Source organism: Candidatus Poribacteria bacterium (genome assembly GCA_026702755.1).
GTDB lineage: Bacteria > Poribacteria > WGA-4E > WGA-4E > WGA-3G > WGA-3G.
Window position 1 is genome coordinate 25,779 of record JAPPBX010000013.1, and the last position, 24,276, is coordinate 50,054.

A 24,276-nucleotide genomic window follows, 5' to 3' on the forward strand; every position below is an offset into this window, starting at 1 on the left:
TCTTTACAACTACAGTCCGAAATACAGCTGCGGCGGTTCTGGCTGTGCGCGTGCCTTGGCTTTGCTAACCAGTTCGCCATCAACAAATGAGACCCCTTCGGGCACAGGAACAGGGCGCAGCTTCATGACCATGGACGGATGATTGATGGCATCCCATGCCTGTGAGACGCTACCTGTCAGGGCGCGCGCCAGTCGTTGCAAGGACTCCAACGCCTGTTTGCGGGTCCGACTCACCCAGGAAACCGAGCGACTAAACAGCGTCGCCAGCTCAGCGTCCGACACCTCCACCGGTATTCCATACGACCGCGTGAGGATGAAGCGTTCGGTTTCTGGCAGAAATCCCAAAAACCAATCCAAATCGTATTTGATCTCCATAAGTTTAATGTCGGTATCTTCTACCGGCAGAATGTCCGAAAGGGTCATCCTTTTGTCATCCGCGTCAATTACTGGTGCATCCAGCGAGACGAGCTCTCTGGCATCAAGAAGAGCGTGGAGTTCGACGTGCCGCAAGGAAACACCTGATACGGCGGCGATCTCCTCAAAAGATGGCGCATCATTCCCCGATGCCGCTAAGGTCTTTTTGGCTCTTCGAATCTTGCCTTGCCCCTCACGTACCCACTCGGGGAGCCGGATAATTCCATTAAGCAAGGGGCTGCGTCCAACAGCATCATGTATAGCCAGATATGCATACGTTGAGAGCCGACACCCCATTTCAATAGAGAACTTGTCAATCGCTCGCATCAACCCCTCCACGGCATCACCCATCAGGTCTTCAGCGAGAATCCCCTGATCGGGGCGTGCATAACCCAAGGCGATCTTATGGCAGAAACGCATATTTAACAGAATCAGACGTTCGCGACTCATCTCATTCCCCGACTGCGCCTCACGAATGAGTTGAAACTCTTCGGAGCGACTGAGCAGATCATGTTGAAGTAATTGACTATAGTTCATCAGATGCTTCCTTGCGAATCTCTGTGAGAACCAGATGATGCACCAGCACATCAACTGTTTCACCAGAAAGAACGAGGTAAGATTGATTTTCTTCAACGACTACAGATACGCGTCCAATTCTGCTTCCGTCGGGGTTGGCGTAGAGATACCCGCTTCAGGGATTTCCACCTTCGCTGTCCATGCGATTGCGTTGAGAATAAACTTACGGAGTGTGTCATCCGCCCAATTCCGATGGAGGTGTCCGCCAGTAAATCCAAAGCCACGTCCACCATCTGGACGCTCCACACACCATCCTAAGTGCTGTGGCTCACCCTTTGCCACTGATTCTCGGACATGAGGGTTGCCGCTATGCGGGCCATCCGGTCTTTCGAGCGTTGATGCGGGGGCGATTGCACTCAACACAGGTGTCACACCTTCCATATTTTCACGAAACCGCATGTGATAATACCACTCGTCTTCCAACGAAAACGGTTCTACCCCGCGTGTTATCGGATGGTCAGGAAAGCCAGTAAACGTCGCTGTCCAGTAGGGATTGACTGAAAGGTGCGTCTCAAAGTAGCCACCGATCCAATCCAAGAAGCGATTCCCCGGTTCACCCTTCGGCACTTCGACTGCATAGTGCAACATCGCAAGTCCCATGCCCTGATCCATTAACCCAGAGATCTGTTCAAGATGCGGAATGCTAAGATGCCCAGCACCACCATCTGAATAAACAATAATTGCATCCGTATCGGCGAAAGTTGCTGGATCTTCGGGCCACCCTTGAGAGACGACGGCTTCCACGCCATCCACATTTTTGTTCAATTGATCCGCGAAAAAAGCACACCCAGCGGGATGTTCATGCGAACCACCACCATGACTTGCGCTTCCTGCCACCATAACAATTCGAGATTTTTTTGACATACTTCTATTAAATCCTCCATTCGGAATATCTATCAGTTTACCATATCCTACGTCTTTCTGCCCCCTTCAAGGAGTCCCTACCAAACTGTCACCATTGTGTGTCCAACAGGTATCTCACTACATATACTCCCTAAATTCTGGGAGCTCAGCGTCAAAATCGTCAGCGATCTTGATAAGTCCTTTGAGGGTACCCGCTTGACGAGGGGGTTGCAAGGTTTTTAGACCCTTCCTATAAAACAGCTCGTGATATTTCACGTAGGTCTTATCCAACAATTTAAAGCAGGCATCGAGTTCCTTAGATAGCGGTATATTTTTCGACGCATGCTTTGCGCAATAGACCAGTCGTTCATCAGCAAACGCTTCGCATGCTTCTAACGCCGATGTAAGTTGTTCTATGTCTTCAGTTACCATCTCTGGACAAATATGCGTACTTATAACATCTGAACATGAAGCGGAATCGGACATATCCTTCGGATCTGAACGGTCAGAATTACAGGAGGTGTGGGGCAATTCTTGCGGATTTTCAACAATCTCATGGAGTAATCCCACAAAGGAGATATGCCCTTTATGTGGCTTAAGTTGTCGACGCAGACTGGCGATCACATGATCAAGATACGAGCGTTCGAGATATCCATAGTGAAAATCCTGGGTGCGTCGATGTCCATCAATTATAATTTGGATTTCCCAGAACACTCTGGCATCCCGAAGCAGTAACCGAATCTCTGGTTCAATAGTCGTCATCCATTCACGCCACTTCTGAAATTTTGAATTTATCAACTTCTTCTCGCTCATAATCAAGTCCTCTAAAATAAAAGAGAAGCACAGTTGCAGTAGGATCCTGCAGATTCAAATGTGAAAACTGTGAAAAACAGAAAAATGTCTTTATCGCAACGCTAAAGTATTATACACCTTCTCGTTGCGGATGTCAATTTTTCAACTTGACAATCCTGCATAGCAGCCTTAAAATACTCCCAAACGCAATACAATGAAGGAGTACCACAATGGAGAAATTTCCAATCGTTGACACACACGTTCACCTCTGGCACCCCAAACAACTGAGATATCCGTGGCTTACGGAAGCACCAGCCCTAAACAGACCTTATCTCCTAAAAGATTACGCCGACGCGTACGGCGAACTGGAAATCGAATCCATGGTCTTCGTGCAGTGCGATACACATCCCGATGACGGCTTGAAAGAGACAGCGTGGGTTACCGATCTCGCGACGACAGTAGAACCTCGGATTCAAGGCATCGTTGCCTGGGCACCGCTTGAAGAAGGCAAACAGGTAGCCCCTTTCGTTGAAAAATTGGCACAGAACCCGCTCGTCAAAGGTATCCGTCGCCTCATCCAATCCGAAAGCGTGGATTTCTGCGTTCAACCGAACTTTGTAAGTGGTGTCAAAACGCTCTCTCGCTACGGATTGAGTTTCGACATCTGTATTTTCCACCCCCAACTCGCCAATGCAATTCGCTTAGTCGAACAGTGTCCGCATGTCCAATTCATCTTGGATCATATCGGCAAACCCGACATCAAAAACCAACTTTTTGATCCGTGGAAGCAGGAAATCCAGACACTTGCAGCGTTACCGAACGTTCACTGCAAAATATCAGGTCTGGTAACAGAGGCGGACCTTGACACGTGGACACCCGACGACCTACAACCCTATATTGAACACATCATCGCCTGTTTCGGTTTTGACCGCGTCATATACGGCAGTGACTGGCCCGTCTCCACGCAAGCGACTGATTATCCACGATGGGTGCAGACATTGAAAGAGGTTGTATCAGGATGTTCATCCGAGGAATTGCGCAACCTCTTCCGTGACAACGCCATCAAATTCTACAGACTCGATTCGTAGAGGAAAAAGGAAAGGGGAAGCACAGAAAGATAGATCTTCCATACTTCCCCTTTTGTAGTAATTTTCCTCGTTAACTGCCAGATTTAACCTCCCGTCGGCGCGGATGTAGCACAAACTCCGTATACCCGTTCGGCAGCTCACACCCCTTGAACACGAGGTCCAAAGCCGCCTGAAATGCGACACTCTCGTCATAGTTTGGCGACATGTCCCGATAATTCGGGTCACCAGCGTTCTGTCCGTCAACAATCTTTGCCATCCGTTGGAACGTCTCGGTTACCTGCTCCTTCGTAACGATCCCGTGGTGCAGCCAATTCGCAATGTGTTGACTTGAAATCCGTAGGGTCGCCCGATCCTCCATCAAGCCGACATCGTTAATATCCGGGACCTTTGAGCAGCCGATACCTTGATCCACCCATCGGACAACATATCCTAAGATACCCTGTGCGTTGTTGTCCAATTCTTGCTGAATCTCATCGGGTTGCAACTGGCGTTCCCTTAATAGTGGTGGGGTCAACAGATCTGCCATACTCGCACGCTGTCTCGCGGACAATTCCTTTATCCAGTTTCCGACATCAACCCGGTGGTAGTGCATCGCATGAAGCGTTGCGGCTGTCGGCGACGGCACCCATGCGGTTGTCGCCCCTGCTAACGGATGATTCACCTTCGTTTCAACCATCTCCGCCATGTGGTCAGGTTTCGTCCACATCCCCTTCCCAATCTGTGCGGTACCAAGCAAGGCGGTTTCAATTCCGATATCGACGTTCCAATCCTCATAAGCAAGCATCCACGGCTCGTTGCGGATGTCCATTTTGGGGGTCATGGGTCCCGCTTCCATACTCGTATGAATTTCATCACCGGTCCTATCCAAAAATCCGGTGTTAATAAAGACGAGTCGCTCCTGTGCCACCCGGATCGCTTCTTTGAGGTTGACCGTCGTTCGGCGCTCTTCATCCATAATCCCAATTTTAATAGTATTCGTCGGAAGCCCAAGTGCAGACTCTATCCACTCAAACATCCGAATTGTCATATCCACTTCTTCGGGTCCATGGAACTTCGGCTTGACGATGTAGATACTACCCGTTTTGCTATTGGTATGGAGACCATTACCTTGGAGGTCATGCATTGCGGCGAAACTCGTTACCATGGCATCAAGGATGCCTTCGGGGATTTCGTCCCCTTCTGCTGTCGTGACAGCATCTGTGTACATGTGGAGACCAACGTTCCGAATCAAGAGAAGACTCCTACCCGGTAACGTCAGCGTGCTTCCATCGGGGGCGGTAAATGTCTTATCCGGCGCGAGGCGACGGGTCAGCATCTCGCCATTTTTCTCAAATGTCGTCTCCAGCGTCCCCTTCATGATACCGTTCCAATTACTATAGACGCGCACCTTATCTGCCGCATCTACTGCCGCGACGGAATCCTCACAATCCTGAATCGTCGTGATCGCAGACTCAAGGATAACATCGACAACCCCAGCAGGATGTGCTTTCCCCACCGGATGTTCTCGGTCTATCTGTATATCAATGTGCAGCCCGTGGTTTCTAAGCAGAATAGCACTGAGTTCGCCACCGTTTTGTGTAAAACCCACGAATTTGGTCGGATCCGCCAAACCCACCTCACTGCCATCGCTGAGTGTCGCTCGCAACTGTTGCTCACCGTGAACGGCTTTGAGGGCAAATTCTGTAACGTCAGAGAAACTCCCAGTTTCAAGCCCTGTCATTTCATCTAAAAACTGCTCGGTGTACGCGATGACCTTCGCCCCTCGGACAGGGTTATAGGTCGTTCCTCGTGTAGCACCGTCCGACTCATCAATAACATCGGTGCCGTAGAGCGCATCGTAGAGGCTTCCCCAGCGCGCGTTCGCCGCGTTTAGCGCATAGCGAGCGTTATCGGTCGGTACAACCAACTGTGGACCTGAGATGAGCGAAATCTCTATGTCAACGTCCTCGGTAATCACAGTAAAATCCCGTCCTTCAGGGAGCAGATAGCCTATCTCGGTAAGGAACGCTGCATACGCCTCGCCATCAATCGGTTCATCTTGGCGTGCCAGATGCCATGCGTCAATCTGTTGCTGAAGCACATCCCGTTTTTCCAATAACGCCTTGTTTTCAGGCGCGAATGCCGTAACGATGTCGCCAAACGCTTTCCAAAAGGCATCTGCTTCTATGCCTGTGCCGGGTGCGATCTCATCTCGCACCAATGCGTACAAATCTCTATCTATTCTGAGGTTACCGATTTCAATTCGGTTTCCCATGCTATTCTCTCCATTCTAAGGTGCTTTCATAGGATGTTGGATCTCTGTCAACTGATGCTTCGTTGCACCGACAAATAATTCCGCCTGAGTTGCCATTTATCATAGCAATGTATCCATAGTTTGTCAATTGTTTTTTTCATAAATTATGGCTTTTTAGTTTGGAGATTTTCGCCGATCCTTCCGCCGCGATTTAAACACATCGCTCGTCTGTTCAATATGTTTAACACGATCAAGGAAATACAAGCGCATGGGTGCCGCAGATTTATAATGCGGGTTATCGAGAAAAACATCTGGCTCACCTAACAATTCATTGATGAGACCTTTTGTCCAACCACGTTCAGAGATGAGCCGTGTCTGAGTGATTTTTTCTTTCTCGCGTATTGCCTTACGTGCTGCAGCTTTCTCCTGCTTTTCGGTTTGCCACAACGTTTTGTAATCGTCTGAACGTTCGACTTTGCGAACATCGGATTTTAGATAAATTGAATAGGTTAAGCGCCCTCCTAAAAAAGTTATAGAGAAAGACTCAGACGACAAGAATCTATTCACGCGTTCGGGAGTCCAATGTCCACGCTCCAACAATTCTTCGTGCGAAAAGTGAGTGTCGGGATGTTCTTCCATTTCTATATTCCAAATCTGGCAAAATCTTTTTCGCATTGAAACATCGTTAAAATTCTCAAGCATTAATTTTTTTTCTGCTTTCTCAATATCATTGTAGCGAAAGAGCCGAACCGTGTTTAAATCCTCTAATGTAATCACAGTAACATCACCTACCTTTCTCCCTAATTTTCTTTCGACTTCAAAATCATGGAGTTGGGATTCAGAGAGAATCGTGCCACGTTTTCCGAGTTGAGATTTGGTAATGTATCCACCTTTTCTTATCGTAAAATTACGCGCGGGTTTCCGATGCTTTTGCTGTTTCATGCTGCATACCTCCGGGCAGTTTTGTGTCGAGCTCAAGACGGTTTCAATGTCAGATTATACTACACTTATAGGCAATTGCCAACTCATTTTTGATGGAAGCACCCACACCCTTCTCATGCGACTTGCGAAAATGTAAAGTTTGTGTTAGTATGTTAAGCAGAATAAAGACTTCCCTTTTTCACTGAAGCGAAACATATTACGGACGGTGTGAAAAGTTACACCACAGAATGGCTTGCAACAGATGCACAGACAATTAACACGAACGCAAACAGAACGACGATGAGGCTATTGGAGGTCAATGTCATGGGTTCTAAAACTGAAGGTTTCTTTCCGAACAGTAGAAAAGTGTACGTTTCCGGTAACGTGCACCCTGATATCCGCGTCCCTTTCCGTGAAATCACACTCACCCCGACACACGTCGCTGACGGAACAGTTGAGGAGAATGAACCGTTACGTGTTTACGACACAAGCGGTGTGTGGGGCGACGACTCACAATCCTGTGATGTCGAATCTGGGATTCCGCCGATGCGGCAAGATTGGATTCAGGCACGTGGCGATGTTGAAGCATACGATGGGCGGGAAATTCAGCCACAGGATAACGGCTATCTCACCAAAGGACACGAACAGTACGCTCGTATGCGATCGGAATCAAAGGGTGGGTTGAAAAACTTTCCGGGTTTGAAACGGAAACCGCTGCGCGCAAAGAACGGCGAAGCCGTTACACAGATGGCTTATGCGAAACGCGGGATCGTAACACCTGAGATGGAATACATCGCTATCCGCGAGAATCTGGGGAGAGCACAAGCGTACGAAGCGATTCACGGTGATTATCGGACGCGCAACCGATTGAACCATCAACATCCGGGTGAGACGTTCGGTGCGTTTATCCCTGAATACATTACGCCTGAGTTCGTCCGAGATGAGGTCGCGCGCGGGCGTGCGATTATCCCAGCGAATATCAATCACCCCGAAAGTGAACCGATGATCATCGGCAGAAACTTCCTCGTGAAAATCAACGCGAACATCGGTAACTCTGCCGTTGCCTCTTCAATAGAGGAAGAGGTCGAAAAAATGCGATGGGCAACGAAATGGGGAACCGATACGGTGATGGATCTCTCAACTGGTAAAAACATCCACGAAACACGAGAGTGGATTCTGCGTAACTCGCCCGTCCCCATCGGGACAGTACCGATCTATCAGGCACTGGAGAAAGTCAGTGGTAAACCGGAAGAACTGAGCTGGGAAGTGTATCGGGACACCCTTATTGAACAAGCCGAACAAGGTGTCGATTACTTCACCATTCACGCTGGTGTTCGCCTCGCCTACATACCGCTGACAGCGAATCGATCTTGTGGTATTGTCTCTCGCGGTGGTAGTATCATGGCGAAGTGGTGTCTGGCACATCATCAAGAAAGTTTCCTCTACACCCATTTTCCCGAAATTTGTGAGATTATGCGTGCCTACGATGTCTCCTTCTCTCTCGGTGATGGACTGCGTCCGGGTGCGATTCCCGATGCGAACGACGAGGCGCAATTTGCGGAATTGGAAACACTCGGCGAACTCACGAAAATCGCCTGGGAACACGATTGCCAAGTCATGATTGAGGGACCTGGACACATCCCGATGCATCTCATCAAGGAGAATATGGATCTGCAGCTCAAACATTGCGACGAAGCACCGTTCTACACGCTCGGTCCGTTGACGACCGACATCGCCCCCGGCTATGATCACATCACCAGTGGTATCGGTGCAGCAATGATCGGGTGGTTCGGATGCGCAATGCTCTGCTACGTGACCCCGAAAGAACATCTCGGATTGCCGAACAGAGACGATGTGAAGGAAGGTGTGATTGCCTACAAGATCGCTGCGCACGCAGCAGACCTCGCGAAAGGACATCCAGGTGCGCAGGAACGCGACAATGTGTTGTCGAAAGCGCGTTTCGAGTTCCGCTGGGAAGATCAGTTCAACCTCAGTCTTGATCCAGAGACCGCTCGCGAATACCACGACGAAACCCTTCCCAGTGAATCAGCAAAAACCGTTCACTTCTGCTCTATGTGCGGTCCGCATTTCTGCTCAATGAAAATCACGGAGGATATCCGTAAATATGCCGAGGAGAAAGGCATCACCGCCGAAGAAGCACTTACAGAAGGGATGGCGGAAAAGAGCGAACAGTTCAAGGAACAGGGGCACCAACTCCATATCGCATCCGATGCGAAGGAGGAAGATACCGAAGCGGCTGATTAACAGAACAAATTACGATCCGACCCCAGTTAAGGTAGGTGCGGTTTCCTAACCGCACCATAACTGTCAATTTTACAAAAAATAATCGTTGTAGTCCAGGACCGGTAGGCGCTGTTTCCAACTGCGCCGGGTTTTAGCCATGAACTTTGTACACGCCAGAAACCCTCTTCAGTCCCGTAGGGTTTATTTGCTTGGGTATTTCTGCAGCATCTGTGTAGAAAAACGGTCGCGCCCCCGATCAAGCCCCGTAGGGGCGGCATTTGAGGGGACATTACCCCAAAAGATGGTTTCCGTGAAAATCCCTAAATTGACACCTATGGTGCGGTTTCCCAACCACACCGGATAGTTATGTAGGTCAGATTGAATCGAAACTGATAAGCATCTGAAAGGCAAACGTAATATATGAAGATTGGAATTATTGGCTGTGGCACAATCAGCAGTGCCTATTTTGAGGGGGCGCGAAAAACCGACATCTTAGAAATTAAAGCCTGCGCAGACCTCCGAATGGAAGCAGCGCAGGCACAAGCCGAAAGATACAACAGTCACGCATGTACCGTCGATGAACTGCTTGCGGATCCAGAAATAGAACTCGTTGTGAACCTCACCATTCCGAGAGCACACGTTGAAGTCGGTTTACAGGTCTTGGAAGCAGGCAAACACGTCTACAGTGAAAAACCGCTCGGCGTGGATACCGAAAGCGGAAAGCAATTGATTGACACCGCAACAGCAAAAGGGCTCCGCGTCGGATCGGCACCCGATACCTTTCTCGGCGCAGGAATCCAAACGTCGCGACAAACATTGGATGCTGGGAAAATTGGTAAACCAATTGCTGGAACAGCGTTCATGTGTGGACATGGACACGAGAGTTGGCACCCGAACCCCGCCTTCTACTATGACCTTGGCGGTGGCCCAATGCTGGATATGGGACCTTACTACGTGACGGCACTTGTCAATGTCCTCGGTCCCGTCAAGCGCGTCGCAGCGATTACAACGAAAGCCTTTGAAGAACGTATCGCAACGAGTCAAGCCGTGCGTGGCTTACGTATCCCGGTCAAAATCACGACCCACCTCACCGGCACCATTGAATTCCAGAACGGCGCGATTATCACGATGATCATGAGTTTCGATATGTGGCGACATAGCCTCCCCTGTATCGAAATCTATGGCGAAACCGGTTCAATGACGGTGCCTGATCCGAACGGATTCGGTGGACCCGTAAATGTCTGTCCAGCCGGAGGCGATTGGGAACAAGAGGAAATCCGTTTCCCCAACAACGCTCGGATGATTGGGGTCATCGATATGGTATCCGCCATCCTTTCGGGACGAACGCATCGGGCAAACGGAGCGTTAGCATATCACGTGCTTGAGGTGATGTGTGCCTTCGACAAATCCTCCGAAACAGGTGAACACGTCGTTATTGAAAGCACAACGGAACGTCCCGAACCTGTCCCACTCGGTTTAAAAGAATGGGAAATAGACTAAACTATATCAATCCGACTCCACAACCCCGATAGGTGCGGTTAGAAATCGCACCATAACTGTCAATTTTAGAGCAAATAACCGTTGTAGTCCCAGGTCCGGTAGGGTTTTTGCTGGGGTATTTTTTCACTGTTTCTAACTGCGCCGGGTTTTAGCCATGAACTTTGTACACGCCAGAAACCCTCTTTAGTCCCGTAGGGACGGCATCTATGTAGAAATGGGAATCAAAGCAAGATAAAGCCCCGTAGGGGCGGCATTTGTAGGGACATTCCCGCAAAATACCGCCAAAAATCCCTAAATTGACAGTTATGGTGCGGTTTCCAACCGCACAGGATAAATATGTGAGGATGAAGCATAACTTTTGTAGGAGGGCAATTTATTGCCCGTTAGCAGACATTTAGAACGTGCGATGAATCACACTACTACAAACTTAAGGGCAGCAGTCGGGATTCGGAAGTCCTTCCTACAAGACGAATTTATGTTAGACCGCACGAATCCTTAAGCACGCTCGAATTGACCCAAAACCTGCCTGAAACGAAGTGGAAGGCAGTCCAGGAGCTCATAATTAAAAAAATGAAGATTGGAATTATTGGCTGTGGCACAATCAGCGGTGCCTACTTTGAAGGGTCCCGAAAAACTGACATCTTAGAAATCAAAGCCTGTGCAGACCTTCGAATGGAAGCCGCACAAACGCAAGCTGAAAGATACAACTGTCACGCATGCACCGTCGATGAATTGCTCGTAGATAGTGAGATAGAACTCGTCGTGAATCTCACCATCCCGAGAGCGCATGTAGATGTTGGACTCCAAGTCTTGGAAGCAGGCAAACACGTCTACAGCGAAAAACCGCTTGGCGTGGACATCGAAAGCGGAAAGCAGCTTATTGACACTGCAGCAGAAAAAGGGCTCCGCGTCGGTTCCGCACCCGATACCTTTCTCGGCGCGGGAATCCAGACATCGCGACAGGCGTTGGATGCGGGGAAAATTGGGAGACCCATCGCTGGCAGTGCGTTCATGTGTGGACACGGACCGGAAGGCTGGCACCCGAATCCTGCTTTCTTTTACGACATCGGCGGCGGACCGATGCTGGACATGGGACCATACTACGTGACGGCACTCGTCAACATCCTCGGTCCCGTCAAGCGCGTCGCAGCGATTACGACAAAGGGATTTGAGGAGCGAATTGCAACGAGTCAAGCATTGAATGGCATGCGTATCCCCGTCAACATCACAACGCATCTGACAGGCGTGATGGAGTTTGAAAATGGGACAATTGTCACGACAATCATGAGTTTTGATATGTGGCGACAGAGTTTGCCTTGTATTGAAATCTATGGTGAGACCGGCTCAATGACAGTCCCCGATCCAAATGGATTCGGCGGACCCGTAAATGTTTGTCCCGCGGGTGGCGATTGGGAAGAGCAGGAAATCCATTTCCCGAACAACGCTCGGATGATTGGAGTTATCGATATGGTGTCCGCAATCCGTTCAGGACGCACACACCGCGCAAATGGCGCATTGGCATACCATGTACTTGAAGTCATGCTCGCCTTCGATAAATCCTCCGAAACCGGTGAACACGTCATCATCAAAAGCACAACAGAACGTCCTAATCCTGTCCCACTCGGTTTAAAAGAATGGGAAATAGATTAGATTTTTAGTTGCTGGTTGTCAGTACTCAGTTGTCAGTTAAAGAGAGGTTCTTTGACCAAGACACCTCTTAACTGATAACTAATAACTGAAAGATTTTTCGCAGAAAAATCGTACTGAAAACTAATTCCTACAAATTAATCGTTATATACGTCTCCACTCGGAACAGAATCGCCACTGTGCCCCAGAAGGTCGTTACGACGAATTCACCCAACACCAAACCGAGGAAGAAAGGTGCTGCCCTCCGAAAACCACCGATCCCGCCATGCTTCGTAATAATCCATTTCAGGATGAAACTCACAAGGAGCGAAAACCAGAAGAAATTCATCGTGAAGGTGCTGGTAACGGCATAACCCGCTGGATGGAACGGCATCCACATCCACCGTCCGCGTAGGAACGCCAAGAGCACAGCGACAACTGTCCCAACACTGACCGCACTCAGCACTGCGGTATCGGGACCCGCCGGTTGCACGAGCCGTCTACCGAGTCGACTGAAGGTCTCCCTGCCTGCCCACGCTGTATAAACACCGTCCTGATAAGAGACGTGCAGATATGCCCAAATCGTCGCGACAATACTCACACCGATAGCAACAATCACCGCCCTTGCGAAGGTCTTGTTTTCGATGCTGGCACGCTCGGCTATTTTCAATCCCTCAAGATGGTGTGGCATCAACAGGCAATCGTACGCACGATTGAAAAAATAGAGATACGCCAACCCTGTCAGATTGCTCGCACCGAGCTGTTTCGCCCCAAAAACCGAATACATCATCCTGTCAGGACCGGCGTAATGCTGGTCGTGAACGGGTGAACCGAGTTCGGCACGCATTCGCGTAATCCCCGTCGCCAACCCGAAGAAAAGTCCAAAGAAGGTCGCGATCACCCACAACGACATCCCGAGCTTGTAGCAGAACCCGACAAGGAACACCACACTCAACACCATCCATACCACGGCTGCACGGTAAGAAATCGGTTCGTCCGTGTCTGTGAATGAAGATTGCATACCAAACAACCGACGAAGCACTTGTGTCAAGTATCGGCGCGCACTCCACACCGCAATGATACCGATACCGATATAGGCACCGAAGGATTGCTCCGCCGCATACGGGAAGGGTGCCGACAAACCAACCGCACTGCCTAATACACGGAGTGCTTGCCAATACAGATAAAAGAACCAACAGGAAAACGACAACTCCAACGGCATGAAAAACGCCAAGCCAACGGCAAATGGATAAATGCCAATCGGGAACCACGTGATTGCGTTCCACGGACGGACGGTAAAGAAATCGGCGATGTCATAAGCGCGGATACCGCTCAGTCGCGGCACCTGTGGGAACAGGTAATTAACTCCGTTGAGGAGGTCAATGCCAGCGGCAACTGCAAATCCGATCCACATCGCTTTGCTACGGAAAAACCCGCTCCTCGGATTCGCCATCGCCAACGGCAATTGGATCAACGGATAACTCAACTTCTCATTCTCGGTCCACTGCCTTCGGAAAATGAAGTTGATACTGAGCATCACCGAAAACAGCGCGGCGAGAAAGAGTCCCCACCACAACAACGGGATGCTCCATGCCACCAAGTGTGGATAAAACGTGGAACCACCGTCGAAAAAATTAGCAAGCCCGCGCTTATCGGTCACCGATGTCCATGACGGGATATAGTGCCAGAACAAGGATTGCCAATCGTTCTCCGGTGTCGCGTAGGCGAAAGCGTAACTAATAATCGGAAGGAGAATCTGTACGCACATGTGCCCACCGATAGCCGTCGAGAGGCACAGCATCACATAAATTGTTAGGAGTTCAGCGGTGGAAAGAGATAGTTGCGGCGAGACTTTTTTCGTGAAGCGGTTTACGATTGTCAGTGCGAAGAGCAGCGTGATCGTGTTATAGAGCAGGGAGATCATCGACATGTGCGCGATGTCCCAGCGCAGTCCCATCATCTGCCACATCGCATTCATCGGAATCAGCAATAGCCCGATGCAAACCGCTTTCAAACTGAGAGGAGAGCGTTGATGTTTCACGCAGAGTAGTTATCAGTATTCAGTTGCCAGTTATCAGTTAATCGTCTGAATCTGGATTTTCAAGATTAGAGGATTTACAGGATTACATCCGTCTCACGTTTCAACCTCCAAGGTTTTGTATAAAACCGCTTGACCCACCGCTGGCGAGGATTGTATCCTCGCCTCTTTCGTTTTGACCCACCGCTGGCGAGGATTGTATCCTCGCCTCTTTCGTTTTGACCCACCGCTGGCGAGGATTGTATCCTCGCCTCTTTCGTTTTGACCCACCGCTGGCGAGGATTGTATCCTCGCCTCTTTCGTTCCGTTTCGGTGTATACAAAGTTTATGCCCAAGTTCCAGTTCGGTTAGAAAACCGCACCTACCCAGCATCCATTTGGTACGATCAACGCCCGAGTAAACTACTGCTTTTGAGATACCGATAGAGGTCGCTATCCGTTGTCAGGATGAGTTTCGTACTCTCACCTACCGTCTTTCGATACGTCTCCAAGGTTTGAATAAAGGCGAAAAACTCTGGATCCTGACCGTGTGCCTCCGCATAGATTTGGATGGCTTGTGCGTCTGCGTCTCCCTTAATCTGCTCCGCTTCCTTATAGGCTTCAGATTGAATCCGCTCTAACTCTTTCTGTTTCTGCCCCATGATGTCAGCGGCTTCACCCGCACCCTCCGATTTGTACTTCTCAGAGATACGTTGACGCTCCGAAATCATTTGGTCAAAGACTTTCGTTCGGACCTCGTCCACATAGTTAATCCGTTTTATCTGAACATCAACGAGTTCAATGCCGAATTGCGGAACGGTCTCTTGTACCTTCTCAAGGATCATGCGTGTAATCCGTTCCCTGCCAATCTGAATTTCCTCCAAAGGTTCACCCGTCTGTCCCTCCTCACCTTCAAGGACTTCCAGATCCAAGGTTAAGACCCGATTTGAATCCCGCACGACTTCAATCAAGAGTTGTGCCGTAACTAAATCCCGCGCAGCGGAATCAATAATGTCATCTAAGCGGGACTGTGCGAATTGTTCCGTGCCGAGTGCTTGATAGAATTTGAGTGCATCTGTAATACGCCACCGCGCCGTAGTATCCAACCAGATGAATCTCTTGTCCTTTGTCGGAATCTGGTTAGGGGATCCATCCCATTCAAGCACCCGCTTTTCAAAGCGGTGCACCTGCTGAATAAAGGGTGTTTTTATTTTCAACCCAGCGGTGACGATCGGTTGCCCGACAGGACGACCAAACTCGGTAATGATGACTTGTTCACCTTCATAGACGGTATAGAACACACCTGACACAACCAGCAATACCAGAACTATAACGACAATTAAGGGGATGAGAACTATTTTCGACTTCATATTTTTAATTTTCCTTGCGGTTCGATTAGGCGGGTTTGAAGAATAATGTGCTTCTTCGTACATCCGCCCTCCATTACATTACGGGCTACGGGTTTCAATGCCCCGTATAAAGAAATAAAGGAAACTTTTGTGAGACGAACACCTCTTCACCGACTTCTAATTTTACCGGACGGTTTTTATTCCTTGAGTTGCAAAAGTGGGATAGGTGCGTTGGCTTTACCGTCAATGACATAAATCTCTTTCACCTGTGGCAACACTTCTCGCATCGCTTCCAGATAGAGTCGGCGACGGGTAACCTCTTTCGCCTTCTGATATTCCGTGCGAATCGCTTTGAACCGGTCCGCATCGCCCTGCGCTTCGTTCACCCGCTTCAGCGCGTACCCTTGTGCCTCCGAAATTCGCTGTGCCGCCACGCCTTTGGCTTTTGGAACGGATTGGTTGTAATCGCGCCACGCCTCGTTGATTAACCGCTCTTTCTCTTGCTTCGCCTCGTTAACGGCGTTAAAAGCGGACTTCACCGCTTCCGGTGGATTCACATCCTGCAAGGTCACGGTCGCCACATCTAATCCGGTTTGGTAGAGATCCAACGATCGCTGAAGATGTTCTTCAACTTCTGCCGCGATTTCAATACGACCGACAGTCAACACTTCGGTAACAGTCCGATCGCCTACAACCCGACTCATGACCGATTCTGAAAGGTCGCGCAAAGCGCGTTGCGGATTCCTCACAGAGAACAGGAACATTTTCGGATCTTTGATTTTATACTGAACCACCCATTCGACATCGGCGATACTCAGGTCCCCCGACAGTAAGAGGGATTCCTCCGAATAGTCGCGGGTGTCATACTGCGTCCGAACCCCGGCTCGCAGCGTACGGAAACCGAATTCCTCTTTGAAGACTTTGCGGACAGGCACGTTAATCGCCCTCTCAATACCGAGAGGCAGCTTGAAGTGGAGTCCGGGTTCGGCTTGTCGGACGGATTTGCCAAACATCAGCACAACAGCGATCTCGTCCGCCTCAACCGTATAAAAACTCGTTGCTAAGCACGCTAAGACTATCACACCGAGAATCACAAACAGAATCCGTTTAGGCGTGATGAGACGCGTGTAGGGTTGCCGTGTAATTAAATCTTGGAGGTCTTGCATAAGATTTTCTCCTTTTTTATTTTTGACATTTATTATTTAACTATAGTTTGGACGGTTTCTGTCGGCTCGCGCTTTGTTTCCGCCGCCTTTTCCTTTTTCTTTGAGTTCCGTACACATACGCAACCCGCTAAAAAATAAACTCGGATGCCCCCATGAACAGCCCCGTAGGGGCGAAATGTCTATAGAAAAGGCGGACCCCCCGCGGCCAAGCCCCGTAGGGGCGAAATTCTATCCCGTAAAAAAATTGTCCAAAGTCTAGTATTATTTAACGAATACACCCTATTTTAATGCTGCAATAAACGCCTATAATCATAACCGATTTGGTAAAAAGGGTCAAGGGAAGATGTCGGGAATCGGAGTTAGGAAGATCGCGACGCGGAGGCCGCTTCTACAGAAGAGGACGATTGCTCAAGATAGGCTTGATAGAGTTGACGCTTGAGATCCTTATTGATCTCCGGTTGCGATAATTTCGTGAAGAGATCCAACCTACTATTGACGAAACTCAATAAAATCTCATCAAACACCTGATTAAACTTATATTCTTTGTTCGTCTCCGTATTATCTCCGGCGATTACCTGTCGCAGTTCCTCGTTTTCGTGCATCTTTTGGTGAATGGTCTCAATGTCAACCTTATCCTCCACCGTGAAATCTGTCTGATGCGCACTGTTCAGATTCTCAAGGATATTGGAGAGGAAATCCTGCTCAGGTTCCCTAATCGGACGGACATCGCTGCCAATCCCTTCAACCTCACTATCCTCGGCTTCAAGGGAGAGTTGTAACTCTTCGTATGTTCTCTGCACACGAAACGAATCCAAGTCCACAGATGCCAAAACATCTCCTAAGTCCGGGTGATCCCGTTTCGGCAGCTTCTTGTTGAGACTGCGACCAAAAATATACAACTTTTCTAACGCCACATCGGTGAAGGTCATCAACTGTGAAATATACCCATAGAGCCGAATATAACTCTGCAAAGTAGAACGAAACGCCTCTCTATCATCTGTTTCAAGTGCTGCCCATCGCTCAACAACACCATCAAGGACACCTTGCAGAAGTTCGTCAGGCTGATAAGGGTCATAAAAGATACGACAGAATTGATCGATGGTACCTTCATCATAGAGGTCAAAACTCTCCAACTGACGCTGTAGGTCATACAACCGATTCGGGTCAGTCTCCTCCGCGAGCATCGTGGTCTGATAGTACTCCTGAAAAGCTTCCTGTATCTGCTCCGGTTCATTCACAAAGTCAAGCACTAGCGTGTCCGTCTTACCAGTGGCGACGCGGTTCAGACGGCTCAAGGTCTGGACACACTGCAGCCCGTCCAACCGTTTATCGACGTACATCGTCTGTAGCAGCGGTTCATCGAAACCCGTTTGGAACTTGCTCGCGACAATCAGAATCCGATACTCAGGACTCTTGAAACTGTCCGCAATCGAAGTGCTTGGTGGCAACGCATTCATCCCGTTTTCTGTGTAATCCTGCCCCTTGTCGGTGTCGTGCACCGTGTCGCTGAACGCTACCAGACACCCGTAGGGGAGACCCATTTCTTTCATCTGTTTATCAAATTCCAACTTGTATTTGACGCAGTGCAGTCGGGACGGCGTAACCAACATCGCCCGCCCCTTCCCTTCGATCGTCTTTGCAGTGTGTTCAGTGAAGTGTTCCAGCATAATCTTGGTCTTGGTCTCAATGCTATGGGGTTGCAAATCAACGTAATTGGTCAATGTCCGCAACGTCCGCGCTTTCTCGTACTCTCTATCCTCCGGCACACTCTTAACCAGTTGGAAGTACCTCTTAAAGGTGGTGTAGTTCTGCAGCACGTCCAGTGTAAAGCCCTCGCTGATACTCTGGCGCATCGAATAGACATGGAACGGGATAAATTTTCCGTCTTCATCCTTCCGTCCAAAGAGTTCTAAGGTCTTGTTTTTCGGTGTGCCGCTGAAACCGAAATAGGAGATATGCTCCTGCATTCTGCGTTGTTCCATCACCTCAAGGATTTTAGCGTCTATATCTGATACTTCTTCGGCATCATCTTCCGGTACGCCCAGATCAATCCCTTGCGAGAGCGAAAGCCTGAGGTTCCTTGCAGATTCACCACTCTGCGAGGAGTGCGCTTCGTCAATAATCACGGCGAAGGTCTTGCTTCTGAGTTTGCCAATTTCCTCGGCAATCACGCTGAACTTCTGAATCGTCGAGATGATAATATCTTTGCCGGATTCGAGGAAACCTCTGAGTTGTGCTGAGGTCTGATCAACGGCATGCACCACACCGTCGACCTGCTCCACCTGTTTGATTGTGTCCTGCAGCTGCTTGTCAAGCACACGCCGATCCGTCACAACGATGATGGAGTCGAATATCCGATTTGTAGTGTCCGAAGTGCTGAACAGATGCGTCAGCAGGTGCGCCAACCACGCGATAGAGTTCGATTTGCCGCTCCCAGTTGTGTGTTGGATGAGGTAGTTATGCCCAACCCCCTCTGTCACGATAGCCGCCCGCAATTGACGAATCACATCCAGCTGATGGTATCGCGGGAAAACAAGCACACGGTGCCTCTCATCTCTCACCATCTTAGTTTTGGTATCGTAGACCTTCTCTGTAGTCTCCTGCTCATGGATAAAGTTGTTGATCAGTTCAATCAGGTTATCGGGCTGCAGGATGTCCTCCCAAAGATAGGCGGTCTTGTGTCCTTTTGGATTTACGGGGTTTTCAATGTCCTTGTTGAAGGGAAAAAAACGTGTCTTGCCACCCTGCAAGTGCGTTGTCATCGAAACCTTCTCGTTGCCCACCGCAAAGTGCACCAGACACCGCTTGAATCGGAACAACGGCTCCCTCGCATCCCGAGCTGTTCGGTACTGTTTCTCCGCATCTGTGAAAACCTGACCGGTGAGGCTGTTTTTCAGTTCCATTGTCACCAACGGTAACCCATTGAGAAACAAGGTCATATCCAGCGATTTCTCGTTCTTCTCCGAATACTTTAACTGTCGAATGAGGGAGAATCGGTTCTGCGCGTAGAGTTCTTGATGGTCGGGGTTCATGCCACTTGAGGGCAGGAAGTAGATCAGCTTAAAATGACAACCTCTATCCCTAACTCCTTTCCGAAGCACATCCAATACCCCGCGATTTTTAATCTCCCTGCTGACACGATCAAGGAGTTTATCTGGTGTATCCGCGTCGTATTGGCGTTCCAGTTTCTGATACTCCATCAGTTGCGTCATCTGAATAAACCGCAGTGTCTCACTGGATATTAGGCAGCGGGATTTATTGTAATGGAAAGATTTTAATGACTGGTAGCCCGACCGATTCAGGTGCGCTTCAATGTGGTCCTCAAAATTTTGTTCTGTATACGTCGGCACGGTCTAAACCCCGTTAAGCAGATAAAGGTTGCTGCTGCATCATCGGTATCATATAACTGTAGCATAGGCTGTTAGCCTGTGGCACATATCCCCTATAGCATAGGGGACCGTTGGTTTCCTGTGCAAAGGGATACGTCGTCGGTGCTACATCATCAGTATCACGTAACTCTGAATCGTCCATTTCAGGGAGAGTTTAAAGAGAAATGCGTATCTATTTCATCTAAACTTTGCGCGGTCATCGCTTGCTCTAAAAGCGTATCAAGGAGCGATAGGTTGTGGATATTGCTGATTTCACGTGAAAGCACTTCAGGCACGCTCTGAAATCGGAGCTGCAGGAGTTTGAGTACCGCGTCCCGTTTACCTTCCACTTTACCTTGTTCTATGCCTTCTGCTTTGCCTTGTTCTATGAGAAACTCAGCCGTTGTTTGTGCCATCGTTTCTAACTCCTTATCGTCTTGAAAAGTATAGCATAGAAACACCGAAAAATCAACGCTATATGTAGCGCACGCCAGGACTATTTAGTTTTCGGTTTTTTCGTCCAATTTTAGGTCCTCCAGGCCCGGTAGGTGCGGTTTGGAACCGCACCGGGACTAAAAAGGAAAAATCAGACATCTATGAAATCCAATAATTTATCTAAAACTGAATGCCCTGTATCGCACGCCAGGGTCATTTAGTTCTTAAGAGCAGCGAAGAGGCAAAAACCAAGCGGTGGCTGCGCTCCATCCCCCTTCGCGCTTTAGTCCCGTAGGGACGCTATCTATGTAGAAAAATGACACCCACCAGACCTAAGCCCCGTAGGGGCGGCATTGAAACCTCCTCGGAAGTTCCAGTCCCTTTAAAACTAAATAATCCTATATCACACGCCAACTCAGAAAATAAAAAGATAGGATCTACACATCATTTCGGACATCTATTTTGCCGGTCACTGCTTCGGAAATGAGGGATTGACGGTATTCCTTGAGGAGTTCAATCTTTCGCTGCTCTGCGGATACCAGTTCGTCAATCTGTCCGGTTTTGCGGTCAAGGAATTTGACGATTTGTTTCTGTTCTTGGCGCAGAGGAATAGGAAGCTGAAAATTTGAATACTTTTCGCCATTGACATTCTGGATTGTTGAGATGATTATCTGTTGTTCAAGCCAATTTCTATAAAAATGTGATAGTGTTACATAGTAGATAAATTTCGATGTCCAGTAATCATTAAAGTTAAATCTAACGAGATAGCCCGCACTGGTATATTTTCCTGTTTGAAGGTGCAAATAAGATTTTCCTACTGTTGCGCCACTACGAGAGAAAAGCAAATCATAACTATTAAGCATCTGTTCTTGAGGGACACAATCTTCAGGTAGATAAACTCCTTTCTGTGCGAGACTTCCTCCTTCACCAATATCAGTAATTCTGATTAATCTGATCCCCTCTGTGGTATATCTATCTGCCTCAATATTAAGACCATAAGTCACCGGAATTTTGGAAATATACTTCAATCTTGTAAGAGTCCAATGCTTCGGTATCTCCCCAATCCACTCCACGCCCGACGGTTTCATCTCCACATTCGGGTCAAGCCCCTTCGTCACTGCCTGATTTATCAGTACGGTGCGTTGTTCCTGCAGCAGTTCTATCCGTCGTTCTTTGATGCGGATGAGCTCGTCAATCTGTCCCGTCTTCCGGTCGAGAAAGTTAGCGATTTGGGTTTGTTCTGACAAAGACGGATAGAGAACAACAATATCCTTGAAATCCTCAAATCGTAGTTCCCATTGGCCTATTCTCACCCCATAGGATAATCTGTTAAACTCCTGAATGTAAGGCTGAGACCTAAGCAAATAATGGAAATATTTCCCATGAAAATGTCTCTTAGGCTTACAGACAGTATAAGCCGGACTGACAATTCCTCTATATTCCGAAACTCCTAAAGAACCTTGCCAACACTTCATTTTGTTAAACACAAAATCCCCGGGCTCAACGAGTTTATAGTTTGATGTGTCCTCTGATACTCTGTTGTAATTATCATCTCTGCTGTCTCGCTTAATGACTCCATAATCTCTGTAAACAGATAAATTGATTTCCCCAGATGTATTTTTTATATGTTTAAGTTCAAACAGATGAGTACATCTTATCATATTCCAACCCTTCGGTACCTCTTCAATCCACTCCACACCACTCTCTTTATATTCAGGGTAACGATTCATAATTCCAATACCTTTTTGTCTGAATCGCGGATTTCGCGGATTACACGGATGACGCGGATTTTATAATAGAATCCGAAAATATGTTTACAGTTCGTCACGGAACAAACCCTCACTACTGCTGGCGAGGATTGTATCCTCGCCTTTGTGTTGGTGTATAAATAATTACGAGATTTACTATAAGATGTCCTCGTGTCAAATCATTGGCTCTAGCGGGGTTGAAACCCCTCCTAATCCTCAAGGAGGAAGAGGTGTCCAACGACAAGTTTTGGCTTTTTCATTTCGGGCCCCTGTCGTAAGGATTATGTTAATGAAGTCTTCATTAGACTTTACTAAAGTTTGGACAATTTTTAAATACTAAACAGGTTTCCGCCCCTACGGGGCTTAGCTGCGCGGGGGACAACGTTTCTATTCTCACTGCGAAGCAATGTCGCCCCGCTCGGGCTGCGCTTCCTTCTGCTTAGAATCTTTTTCCGTCAGTTATCGGTGTGTGCAAAACTCATAGGAAAATAGAGAACGCTTTGAAAACACAACACGCACGCGACACGGATTGTCCAAACTTTAGTAAATTATAAGACTACATCTAACTAATATTATACAATATTTTTAGGGAAAAGCAAGAAAATTCTGTGCTGTGTGCGATTTTTAGGAGGTCTCCGTTCCACCAAAGGGAAACACCCAAGCAAAAACACCTACAGGAACTCCAAAGCACTTTGTAGCCTCCGCTGTTAGGTTGTGCATAGGTCTTTTGCCCCATAATCTCATCTTCCCTCGCCTCTGCTATGAAATATGTATCCGAGCGGTCTTGGGAAAAGTCGCGTCAATCGCAAAGTGTTAGATAAAGTCATTATTATTTTGTTATTTATGTCAAAAAATATGACCTAATACAACATTTGAATAAACCTTTATAATAATTGACTTTATCGCACTTTTAATTTGATTAATACCGAGATCTGTGATACCATATACATTAACAAATGTGAAAATATGAAACTTCTGACACGACGATTCCCTAAAACTTCACAAAGCCGACAACCATGCCAAACGGACACATTGAAGTCAACATCAACAAAGCGATTTCCACCTCGACTGGAGCAGGTATCTCCGAAGACCCAGCTCCGCGTCGCACCGTCGCGTCATCTGTAGAGACTACTAACAAGCAGTTAGGCTGCCCCCCCCCCCCCACTTTACAAATATAAAGTATTATTCTTCAGAATACGGTATCAGCAGTTATCGTTGTTCGCGATGCTTCGCGCCCGCGCCGCCTCCGTCTCGCACGGAGTCTCTCGTCGCGGGCTATTTTTCGTGTCGCATGACACACCTAAACGCCAATTTGATTGCAAAAACGACAAGGAGATTTAAAAATGAAAAGAGTCATACCTTTACTCATACTCATGAGCCTATTGATATTGATCACTGAAACTGTCGCTCAAGATACCCCAGGACCCCCTACAAATTTTACGGTAACACAAGGGGACCGCCAACTTACGCTGGAGTGGGCACATCCAAGCAATATAAACATTGCTAATATTAGCCGCTATCGACTTAGATCGAGAGCGGCCGGGGCCTCCGCGCCGACGACTACTACTTTATGGCCGGGAGCGACTCTCAATCCTGAGGCTTTTACAGAAAATCCGTCTTACAAATTTATTCACCTTATCAACGGAATAGAATCTACTTTTACGATAGCAGCTGTAAATGACAATGGCCAGGAAGGCACAATATCCGCAGCCAAAACAGGGACACCTATGATGCCAGCACCTGAAGATTTCACCGCAACTTTAGATGCCCCAACTACAGATGATAGGACAGTTACGCTGAGTTGGACAGGCATACCTCAATTACCCTTTCACGCCACCAATCGTGACGTCACCGATTACGAATACAGTCAAAATGGTGGAGCTTGGACATCTATAGGTAGTACCAGCACGAGCCATCTTGTAACTGGATTGGAAAATGGAAGGTCATATACTTTTAG

16 protein-coding genes are annotated in these 24,276 nt (G+C 48.3%); 5 read left to right on the forward strand and 11 right to left on the reverse strand.

The features are described 5' to 3' along the window. Positions 1 to 9 precede the first annotated feature (9 nt). From OXH39_02370 to OXH39_02380, 3 genes are all read right to left on the reverse strand, one after another. Entirely contained in the window at positions 10 to 951 is a 942-nt protein-coding gene (locus OXH39_02370) for a sigma-70 family RNA polymerase sigma factor (protein MCY3549276.1), read from the reverse strand. Positions 952 to 1,050: 99 nt separating this feature from the next. Beyond that, positions 1,051 to 1,854, reverse strand: coding sequence for a ThuA domain-containing protein (locus OXH39_02375; protein MCY3549277.1), 804 nt, complete (start codon positions 1,852 to 1,854; stop codon positions 1,051 to 1,053). Positions 1,855 to 1,971: 117 nt separating this feature from the next. Beyond that, the gene (locus OXH39_02380) at positions 1,972 to 2,646 is read right to left on the reverse strand and encodes a hypothetical protein (protein ID MCY3549278.1); all 675 of its coding nucleotides are present in this window, start codon (positions 2,644 to 2,646) and stop codon (positions 1,972 to 1,974) included. Between the two features lie 209 nt (positions 2,647 to 2,855). On the opposite strand from OXH39_02380, the gene OXH39_02385 reads away from it, so the two are divergent. Continuing rightward, positions 2,856 to 3,713 carry an amidohydrolase family protein gene (locus OXH39_02385; GenBank protein ID MCY3549279.1) on the forward strand — a complete coding sequence of 286 codons (858 nt, stop codon included), beginning with the start codon at positions 2,856 to 2,858 and terminating at the stop codon, positions 3,711 to 3,713. A gap of 70 nt (positions 3,714 to 3,783) precedes the next feature. Here OXH39_02385 and OXH39_02390 read toward each other — a convergent pair whose 3' ends face one another. Then, positions 3,784 to 5,967 carry a malate synthase G gene (locus OXH39_02390; protein ID MCY3549280.1) on the reverse strand — a complete coding sequence of 728 codons (2,184 nt, stop codon included), beginning with the start codon at positions 5,965 to 5,967 and terminating at the stop codon, positions 3,784 to 3,786. 153 nt (positions 5,968 to 6,120) lie between these two features. Then, the gene (locus OXH39_02395; protein ID MCY3549281.1) at positions 6,121 to 6,888 is read right to left on the reverse strand and encodes a hypothetical protein; all 768 of its coding nucleotides are present in this window, start codon (positions 6,886 to 6,888) and stop codon (positions 6,121 to 6,123) included. Between the two features lie 279 nt (positions 6,889 to 7,167). Here OXH39_02395 and thiC point away from each other — a divergent pair, with 279 nt between their 5' ends. The 3 genes from thiC to OXH39_02410 all read left to right on the forward strand — a co-directional run bounded on the left by thiC (position 7,168) and on the right by OXH39_02410 (position 12,261). Next, on the forward strand, positions 7,168 to 9,132 hold the full coding sequence (thiC, locus tag OXH39_02400) for a phosphomethylpyrimidine synthase ThiC (GenBank protein ID MCY3549282.1): 1,965 nt from the start codon (positions 7,168 to 7,170) through the stop codon (positions 9,130 to 9,132). Positions 9,133 to 9,531: 399 nt separating this feature from the next. After that, positions 9,532 to 10,611 (forward strand): Gfo/Idh/MocA family oxidoreductase, encoded by a 1,080-nt coding sequence (locus OXH39_02405; GenBank protein ID MCY3549283.1) that lies wholly within the window; start codon positions 9,532 to 9,534, stop codon positions 10,609 to 10,611. A 561-nt stretch (positions 10,612 to 11,172) separates the two neighbouring features. Further along, a complete protein-coding gene (locus OXH39_02410) occupies positions 11,173 to 12,261 on the forward strand; it encodes a Gfo/Idh/MocA family oxidoreductase (GenBank protein MCY3549284.1) in 1,089 nt (362 codons plus the stop codon). 127 nt (positions 12,262 to 12,388) lie between these two features. Here OXH39_02410 and OXH39_02415 read toward each other — a convergent pair whose 3' ends face one another. The 6 genes from OXH39_02415 to OXH39_02440 all read right to left on the reverse strand — a co-directional run bounded on the left by OXH39_02415 (position 12,389) and on the right by OXH39_02440 (position 22,301). Beyond that, positions 12,389 to 14,278 (reverse strand): hypothetical protein, encoded by a 1,890-nt coding sequence (locus tag OXH39_02415; GenBank protein MCY3549285.1) that lies wholly within the window; start codon positions 14,276 to 14,278, stop codon positions 12,389 to 12,391. A gap of 382 nt (positions 14,279 to 14,660) precedes the next feature. Next, positions 14,661 to 15,623, reverse strand: a complete 963-nt coding sequence (gene hflC / locus OXH39_02420) for a protease modulator HflC (GenBank protein MCY3549286.1) — start codon at positions 15,621 to 15,623, stop codon at positions 14,661 to 14,663. Positions 15,624 to 15,799: 176 nt separating this feature from the next. Next, complete coding sequence (gene hflK / locus OXH39_02425; GenBank protein ID MCY3549287.1) at positions 15,800 to 16,768, reverse strand: FtsH protease activity modulator HflK; 969 nt, start codon at positions 16,766 to 16,768, stop codon at positions 15,800 to 15,802. A gap of 359 nt (positions 16,769 to 17,127) precedes the next feature. Continuing rightward, positions 17,128 to 20,118: a type I restriction endonuclease gene (locus OXH39_02430; protein ID MCY3549288.1), complete on the reverse strand. Its 2,991-nt coding sequence runs from the start codon at positions 20,116 to 20,118 to the stop codon at positions 17,128 to 17,130. 182 nt (positions 20,119 to 20,300) lie between these two features. Next, positions 20,301 to 20,552, reverse strand: a complete 252-nt coding sequence (locus OXH39_02435) for a hypothetical protein (protein MCY3549289.1) — start codon at positions 20,550 to 20,552, stop codon at positions 20,301 to 20,303. Positions 20,553 to 21,008: 456 nt separating this feature from the next. Beyond that, entirely contained in the window at positions 21,009 to 22,301 is a 1,293-nt protein-coding gene (locus OXH39_02440; protein MCY3549290.1) for a restriction endonuclease subunit S, read from the reverse strand. Between the two features lie 1,361 nt (positions 22,302 to 23,662). Between OXH39_02440 and OXH39_02445 the strand changes: the two genes are divergently transcribed. Next, on the forward strand, positions 23,663 to 24,276 hold a 614-nt coding region (locus OXH39_02445), incomplete at its 3' end, for a fibronectin type III domain-containing protein (protein ID MCY3549291.1).

Coding starts and splice junctions, on each gene's coding strand:
- OXH39_02370 (MCY3549276.1), bottom strand. CDS start 951: ATGAACTATAGTCAATTACTTCAACATGATCTGCTCAGTCGCTCCGAA.
- OXH39_02375 (MCY3549277.1), bottom strand. CDS start 1,854: ATGTCAAAAAAATCTCGAATTGTTATGGTGGCAGGAAGCGCAAGTCAT.
- OXH39_02380 (MCY3549278.1), bottom strand. CDS start 2,646: ATGAGCGAGAAGAAGTTGATAAATTCAAAATTTCAGAAGTGGCGTGAA.
- OXH39_02385 (MCY3549279.1), top strand. CDS start 2,856: ATGGAGAAATTTCCAATCGTTGACACACACGTTCACCTCTGGCACCCC.
- OXH39_02390 (MCY3549280.1), bottom strand. CDS start 5,967: ATGGGAAACCGAATTGAAATCGGTAACCTCAGAATAGATAGAGATTTG.
- OXH39_02395 (MCY3549281.1), bottom strand. CDS start 6,888: ATGAAACAGCAAAAGCATCGGAAACCCGCGCGTAATTTTACGATAAGA.
- thiC (MCY3549282.1), top strand. CDS start 7,168: ATGAGGCTATTGGAGGTCAATGTCATGGGTTCTAAAACTGAAGGTTTC.
- OXH39_02405 (MCY3549283.1), top strand. CDS start 9,532: ATGAAGATTGGAATTATTGGCTGTGGCACAATCAGCAGTGCCTATTTT.
- hflC (MCY3549286.1), bottom strand. CDS start 15,623: ATGAAGTCGAAAATAGTTCTCATCCCCTTAATTGTCGTTATAGTTCTG.
- hflK (MCY3549287.1), bottom strand. CDS start 16,768: ATGCAAGACCTCCAAGATTTAATTACACGGCAACCCTACACGCGTCTC.
- OXH39_02435 (MCY3549289.1), bottom strand. CDS start 20,552: ATGGCACAAACAACGGCTGAGTTTCTCATAGAACAAGGCAAAGCAGAA.
- OXH39_02440 (MCY3549290.1), bottom strand. CDS start 22,301: ATGAATCGTTACCCTGAATATAAAGAGAGTGGTGTGGAGTGGATTGAA.